This is a genomic window from Tateyamaria pelophila, assembly GCF_019966495.1.
Lineage (GTDB): Bacteria > Pseudomonadota > Alphaproteobacteria > Rhodobacterales > Rhodobacteraceae > Tateyamaria > Tateyamaria pelophila.
In genome coordinates, this window is the sequence record NZ_JAIMIA010000181.1 from 1 (window position 1) to 6,449 (window position 6,449).

Annotated in this window: 8 protein-coding genes; 3 read left to right on the forward strand and 5 right to left on the reverse strand. The window is 56.6% G+C overall.

What is annotated here, in order from left to right; translation table 11 throughout:
- Nucleotides 1–159 precede the first annotated feature (159 nt).
- The 5 genes from LC354_RS25570 to LC354_RS25590 all read right to left on the reverse strand — a co-directional run bounded on the left by LC354_RS25570 (nt 160) and on the right by LC354_RS25590 (nt 5,152).
- Nucleotides 160–1,758 (reverse strand): serine hydrolase, encoded by a 1,599-nt coding sequence (locus tag LC354_RS25570; protein WP_223428787.1) that lies wholly within the window; start codon nt 1,756–1,758, stop codon nt 160–162.
- Between the two features lie 56 nt (nt 1,759–1,814).
- Nucleotides 1,815–2,999 (reverse strand): serine hydrolase domain-containing protein, encoded by a 1,185-nt coding sequence (locus tag LC354_RS25575; protein WP_223428788.1) that lies wholly within the window; start codon nt 2,997–2,999, stop codon nt 1,815–1,817.
- 50 nt (nt 3,000–3,049) lie between these two features.
- Entirely contained in the window at nt 3,050–3,757 is a 708-nt protein-coding gene (locus tag LC354_RS25580; RefSeq protein ID WP_223428789.1) for a carbonic anhydrase, read from the reverse strand.
- A gap of 524 nt (nt 3,758–4,281) precedes the next feature.
- Entirely contained in the window at nt 4,282–4,779 is a 498-nt protein-coding gene (locus LC354_RS25585; protein WP_223428790.1) for an arginine deiminase family protein, read from the reverse strand.
- Nucleotides 4,745–5,152 carry an amino acid permease gene (locus tag LC354_RS25590; RefSeq protein WP_223428794.1) on the reverse strand — a complete coding sequence of 136 codons (408 nt, stop codon included), beginning with the start codon at nt 5,150–5,152 and terminating at the stop codon, nt 4,745–4,747. The genes LC354_RS25585 and LC354_RS25590 overlap by 35 nt, the downstream gene beginning before the upstream one ends.
- Before the next feature lie 249 nt (nt 5,153–5,401).
- On the opposite strand from LC354_RS25590, the gene LC354_RS25595 reads away from it, so the two are divergent.
- The 3 genes from LC354_RS25595 to LC354_RS25605 all read left to right on the forward strand — a co-directional run bounded on the left by LC354_RS25595 (nt 5,402) and on the right by LC354_RS25605 (nt 6,410).
- The gene (locus tag LC354_RS25595) at nt 5,402–5,563 is read left to right on the forward strand and encodes a hypothetical protein (RefSeq protein WP_223428791.1); all 162 of its coding nucleotides are present in this window, start codon (nt 5,402–5,404) and stop codon (nt 5,561–5,563) included.
- A gap of 54 nt (nt 5,564–5,617) precedes the next feature.
- Nucleotides 5,618–5,782, forward strand: coding sequence for a hypothetical protein (locus LC354_RS25600; protein WP_223428792.1), 165 nt, complete (start codon nt 5,618–5,620; stop codon nt 5,780–5,782).
- A 136-nt stretch (nt 5,783–5,918) separates the two neighbouring features.
- Nucleotides 5,919–6,410, forward strand: a complete 492-nt coding sequence (locus LC354_RS25605; protein ID WP_223428793.1) for a lasso peptide biosynthesis B2 protein — start codon at nt 5,919–5,921, stop codon at nt 6,408–6,410.
- The last annotated feature ends 39 nt before the right edge of the window (nt 6,411–6,449 follow it).

A 6,449-nucleotide genomic window follows, 5' to 3' on the forward strand; every position in this document is an offset into this window, starting at 1 on the left:
CGGACACATGACCGCAACCCGCGATGATCACGACGTCAAAAAAACCTTGCTAAACAGGAACCGTCCACACATGGCAATACCCCAAAACTTCATCAGGTTGGCCTGACCTCGAGTCCGCCTGATAAACTGGTGCCCGCAGCAAGGTCTGGTTCCGCGTTATCAACGGGCGAACCTCCCAAAGCCGATATCGTTGAGGTGTTCGACAACGACCTCGCGTGCTTGCGACGCATCAAACCCTTCAAAGGATACCCGCGAAATCGTGCCCTTTGGGCCACTCTCGTCGAATGGCCGATACGTGAAGTCATCACCATTCCAATGCGCAAGACGCTCGACATTTCCGGCCGGTCCGACAACCAATCCCAAACCACCTTCAAATGACAGGATTTCCAGATCACCGAAGTAGGCATTCTGATAAACTCCGAGATAGGCGTCCAGATCGCGGTGGGGCTCAGGCGCGGATGGTCTTGCAACACCTACCAGTTCCCCCGTGGGTTCCATAATCGGCCCGATCAAGCGTTGGAATGCTGCCAACCAGTCTCGCGTCGGCGCTCCAAACTGAAGCTCATCCAGAAAGCTGACGGCGATCGCCTCGACCGCACCTACGGGTGGCGCGTTGGTCAAAACGACAATGCCGATGCCAAGCGAGGGGATCATCGAGACCGTGGTACTTGCCCCTAAGACAAAAGCCCCGGAATGTCCGATCGAAACCCGGCCCGAGGGTTGGATACCGACATTGAAGCCAAAGCCATACATGCCGGCCCGTGCATCCGCAGAGGACGACGGCGAAGAGATCATTTGTGCGGTTATCGCAGGAATGAGCGCGTCGGGGTCAATAAAGGTCTGGCCACCCAATTTCCCGTCTTGCAGCACAAGCGCCATCCACTTCGCCATGTCATTGACGCTGGAACTGGCGCCACCGGCAGCCGACTGTGCATCCGGCTGGCGCAAGTCTGCCACGACATAGCCATCGCCTTGCGGGATGTGGCTGGAGCTACGATTGGCTCTTTCAAGAAAATCCGCGTTGAGTGAGCTGGTGGACGTCATCCCGAGCGGCTCATAAAGAGCATCTTGCGAAAGGCGCTCCCAACTCGTGCCAACCACTTCGGCGACCCCTTCGGCGGCGGCTGTGAGACCAAAATTCGTATATGCATAGGTGGAACGGAAAGGGCTCAAGGGCAAAAGCGCCAACCGCTCAAGCACTTCACGCCGATCAAACCCCAAATCTTCCAGATCGTCGCCCGCATGGTCTGGTAACCCGGAACGGTGTGCATACAGATCACCGATTGTAACATGCTCGGTCACCCATGGATCTGACAGCACAAACCATGGCAACAGGCGCGCTATCGGTGTGTCCCATTCCACCAGACCTTTGGCAACCTGACTGGCGATGACAGTTGCCCCCAATGGTTTGGAAAGCGACGCCAGAAGGAAGACTGTGTCTGGGTCAACGGCATCCTCAGCATCGACCCGGCGCTGGCCAAAACCGCGCGCATAAACCGTTTCATCGTTCCGCACGACCGCCACCGCAAGACCGGGGATTCCACTGCGTGCCATCACATCTTCGACGAGCTTGTCCAGCCCGGCAATTGCGGCGTCGATTTGCGCGGCTGGCACCTCGGTCGCCACATATCGGGAGGGCGGCGGGATGCTCGCGTCCTGCGCATGCAGTGTGGATGAAAAAGCGGCTATCCCCGCAGCGACCGTCAATCCAAACCGGCGACCTGCCAGGGCCAAGCTGCGTTCACCCGGTATTTTCATTGTAGTTGATCCTCAATTGAAAAGGGTTTGGATAGAGTTTTGGCGCGCGTCAGACATCATCGCATGGGTGGTGGGTTGTCAGGAACAAGTGCACGAGCAATTAGCCGAGCGGTTTCATCCGCCCAGTTTGGCAGCGGCTCCGCCCAATCAGAAACAGACGCCTGAGTGTAAGTCGCCGCGACAGCAATTGTCAGCCGTCCAACATGCGCGCGCCCCTCCGGCAACGTACCAACAGAAGCGGCATAACCACCAAAGAGTGGCGTTTGAAACACCCAGTCACCCTGCAGCATCACACCCAACCCATAGCTGAAATTCGCAGACATTTCGTGACATGATGGACACCCCGGCAATGGCGATCCAAAGCCGATCAGCGCGGGTTCTATCATCTGTTGCCGCGCGTTTGCTGATAGAAAACCGTCATGCCCGGTAATCGCATCAAAACTGCGCGCCGCATCTGAAATTGTCGTGACCTGAATGCTGCCAGACGGCAACGTCCATGATGGATTCCAGAATGTTGCGTCCTCCCAAATACCGCGTTCCGCAGTGAAGCCGTGAATGGCAGGTTCAGGGATCACGGCATTGTCATGGGCAAAGGTGCCGCTCATTTTCAGCGGCGTCAGAATATAGCGGTGCATCAGCACATCCATGGTCTCGCCCGTCGCCGCTTCAAGCACCTGCCCCAGAATGACGTAGCCCGAGTGCGAATAGTCCCAATTGGCGCCCGGCTCAAAGATGCGCGGCGTCGACAGACTTACGGCAATCAGGTCATCGGAGCTCCATGTCAGGAAAGGATTGTCGAGGAAAGGCAGGACAAAGCCCTCCTCGTTGGCGACGTGATCAGGGTAACCGGCCGTCATATTGGCAAGCATACGCAAGGTCGTCTGATCGGCGCCAGGCAGTTCCGGCATCCATCGGGCAACAGGCACGTCAAGATCGACCAGACCCTCTTCTGACAGGCGGAGCGCCAAGGCGGCAACATAAGTCAACGCAATTGCACCATTGCGAAAATGCCCGTCAGCCGTGGCTGGGACGCCGGTCATCGCCTCGCCCATGGCCTTGGTCACGAGCACTTCGCCATTTACAAGGACCTGAAGGATCAGGGAATTGAGTTGATGCCGGTCGAATTGCTGCTCGGCTATCTCATGGACGACCGGTATCTGGTCGGTCGCCCATGCAGTATTGACCTGCGCGCTCGCCGTGTCGGAAACTGACGCAAGCCCAAGTGAAGGCAACAGAAACACTGCGCGCCTTAGTCGCGACTTTTCCGGGGCACAATTTGTCATCAAGCGCCCTACAGAAACTCAACCTTGCCGGTCGATATCTCATAAACGCCTGCGGCAGACTTCAGGGCGCCTGAGCTGGCGAGTTCCGATAAGACGGGCTCTGTCAGCAATGCGTTTTCGGCGTTGAGCTTGGCATTCTGTTGTGTCGCAACGGTCAACAGGTCGTCCGAACCGCTCGCAATGGCCAGGTCAACCGCTGGCCGAATGGCTTCCGCGAGGCGCGGCAGGTGGCCTGGAAGTTCAGTGCCGTTCTGAACCACATCAATTGTCGCATCGACAGCGCCACAGGAACTATGGCCCAGAACCACGATCAGCTTGATACCAAGGACGGCGGTGCCAAACTCAAGGCTAGCAATGCCATCCTCATTGAGGAAATTACCCGCAACCCGGATCACAAACAGGTCTCCGGGGCCTTGGTCGAAAATCAGCTCGGGCGAAACCCGACTATCAGCACAGCTTACAATCGCGGCAAAGGGTTGTTGTCCAAGCGCCCGGTTTGCGCGTCCGACCGAGTGATCCGTGTTGATTGCTGCATTCGCAACATAACGCGCATTGCCGTCAATCAGGCGCTGCAAGGCTTCGTCGGGCGTTACCGGGACAGGGTCAGCTGTTTGCGCATTGGCCTGAGACACAAAAGTACCAGCCGCGGACATTGCCAGCCCACCAGCAATCAATCCCCTGCGGGTTACACCCACCGAATTGCATTTCTCGCACATGATGTTTTTCTCCTGATTGGGTGTTGTTTAACTGCGTCAGCATGACACAGGCTCGCAACTTTGACTTACATACAAATTACCCGTCATAGGCGAATACTTATTTCTAGACCGATTGGTTGTAATTTTGCCACCACCCCGCCAGTTTACCGCGTTGAGCACGTTCGGGCTACTGAGGCGATCCCCAAAAGAGGTTTCCTAGCGCATCGTCTGGTTTTCTGTGTTCCTGGCACAACGCATGCGTCACTTCTGTTTGATGGAGTGTTTCTTTTTTAGGGATGTAAGGGGGAGTTATGCGCTGTTCTGTTGCTTGGTCTGTGTCCGGACAAGATCGCGGCGGTATGGAGTGTATTTGTGAGGTTTAGATGACCGGATATCGAGATCGAATGCGCGGCGCAGTCTTGTTCCGGCAAAACCGGTGGCGGTCCGGTAAACGCAGGGCATCCGCACTGCATCGGTTGTGCGCGGAGCAGGACTGGGGTGCGGTGCGGCCGACAGGATGTGTTCAGCGCCGCACCCGATTGTTTTCAATAGTCGACCGCATCGCGGATGATTGGCCAGGTCATGCAGTGGCCGCCTCCGCGACCGCGGCCAAGCTCGGATCCGGAAATGGTGATCACCTCGATGCCCTGTTTGCGCAGTAGCGTATTGGTGTAGGTGTTGCGATCATACGCCATGACCACGCCGGGCGAGAGACAAACAAGGTTTGCGCCCGAGTCCCATTGCGTGCGTTCGCGGACATAGGCAGTTCCGCCGGTCTCAACCACGCGAATATCCTTGAGATTGAGCGCATCGCGTACTGCGTCGGTCCAGCTTCCTTCGGCGCGCCGGACGTCAAGGCCACCATTCTTGCCCGGGCGGATGCTGTAGGGCGTGATGGTGTTGACGATATCGGGATAGATCAACACGCAGTCACGGTCGGCAAACTTGAAGACCGTGTCCAGATGCATCGCCGCGCGCAGCTTGGGCATGCCTGCAACAAGCACGTGATCAACCGCGTCTTGTTCGAACAGGGCCTTGGACATCAACGCGATGCCCTGATGCGACGGCCGCCATATCCAGCATGAAATTGAACGCGTCCGCAGACCAGTACGTCGAGATGATGAACGACGACATGATCAAATTCGATACCCACATCGCGTTTGACGGCGCCTTGTTGGCATTCTGCTTGGCGAAGAAACGCGGCATGTCCTTGGACTTTGCGGCAGCGAAGGGTACTTCGGCTACGATCAGGGACCAGGCCAGATAGGCCCCCAGGACCGAAACAATGACACCTGTGAAAATGAACCACTGCCCCCAGGGTCCGACCGTTGCCGCCAACGCCCCGGCAAGCGAAGGCTGACCCAGCCCGGCGATTTCAGATCGCGGTAGGAAACCGCATACCGAATATGGAAAAATACTGCGTACAGGATCACATCTTTCGGATGGTGGCTATCTTTGACGTCACTCGTAACGTTCTGATACTCGCCCGCCAATTCAAAGGGCGGCGGCCATCATAGCTTGGCATACTGGTCCATATTGCAAAGAGGTGGCGACAGAAGCCATTGGGTCGCGGTAGGCGCCGCGCTGGACAAGTAAAACTGGATCACTTACGATTTTCAAAATACATTTTGACTCCGGGATATGATAACAGCGCGGGAGCCGGTCATGACATTGGATGCCAAGAAAGAACCAAAACGCTCTGAACGCCGTGACGGCATCGTCGAATTGGGCGATGTCGAAGAACTCACAGGACATGACGGACCAGGCAAGCTGATGGACGGCGGCACCATTGGGTCCAGACGGAAAGATGGGAGTATCGGCGAATAGGCCGGACCAAGAGCGCCAAACCAGCGATTTCAATAGGAGATGATAGGAGTATCCATGTCAAAAGATGAAAAGAAGACGGTGCAAACACCTGCGGCCGGGATTGTCGAATTGGGCAGGGTCGAAGAGTTGACGGGACGTGACAGTGTCGGTCAGTTGACAGATGGCGGCACCCTCACTGGTGTCACCCGAAAGGACAAAGGCGGCAGCGCTGGCGAGTAACTCTACCCTCGCGCCGTGGGTGACCTGGTGCCACCTGGGACGCAATGTTTTTGTTCTCGACCTCCGACTGAATAAATTTCTGGCGCTGGACGTACCCACATCTGCGGCGTTTTACGAGATGCAGTCAGGTAAGCGCGTGGACGACTATTTTGTTCAGAGCTTTGCCGACAGGGGCTGGTTCGATACCTTTCAGATCAACGGAAATCCGCGTGCGGTCCCGTGGTTTGGTTCGTCGACAATTGCGGCGCTGACGTCACTGGTCATGGCCAGAAGGCGTATCAGCAAGGAAGGGTTCGGCACTGCGCTGCACTGGGCGTTGGCCCAATCTCGCGGCAAGACACGCTCGGCCGACCCGATCATCGCTTTTCGACGCGCAGAGGCACTCGTGCCCCACGTCAAGGGAGATCTCGATTGCCTGCCGCGCGCGACCGCGCTTTTTGTTTATCTCAGGACTGTCGGGCACGATCCTACGTTCATCATTGGCGTGAAGCAGTATCCTTTCTTCGCCCATTCCTGGATCGAACTTGACGGCGCGCCAGTCCTGGAGGCTGATGACGGGCCCACAAAATTATCGCGTTTCACACCCATTCTAGGCAGCACACCCATTAATTCTTGTTTGATTGCATAGTTTTGTGATTCAGTTTCGTTCAAACAACGGGCGGGAGGA

Coding starts and splice junctions, on each gene's coding strand:
- LC354_RS25570 (WP_223428787.1), bottom strand. CDS start 1,758: ATGAAAATACCGGGTGAACGCAGCTTGGCCCTGGCAGGTCGCCGGTTT.
- LC354_RS25580 (WP_223428789.1), bottom strand. CDS start 3,757: ATGTGCGAGAAATGCAATTCGGTGGGTGTAACCCGCAGGGGATTGATT.
- LC354_RS25585 (WP_223428790.1), bottom strand. CDS start 4,779: ATGTCCAAGGCCCTGTTCGAACAAGACGCGGTTGATCACGTGCTTGTT.
- LC354_RS25595 (WP_223428791.1), top strand. CDS start 5,402: ATGACATTGGATGCCAAGAAAGAACCAAAACGCTCTGAACGCCGTGAC.
- LC354_RS25600 (WP_223428792.1), top strand. CDS start 5,618: ATGTCAAAAGATGAAAAGAAGACGGTGCAAACACCTGCGGCCGGGATT.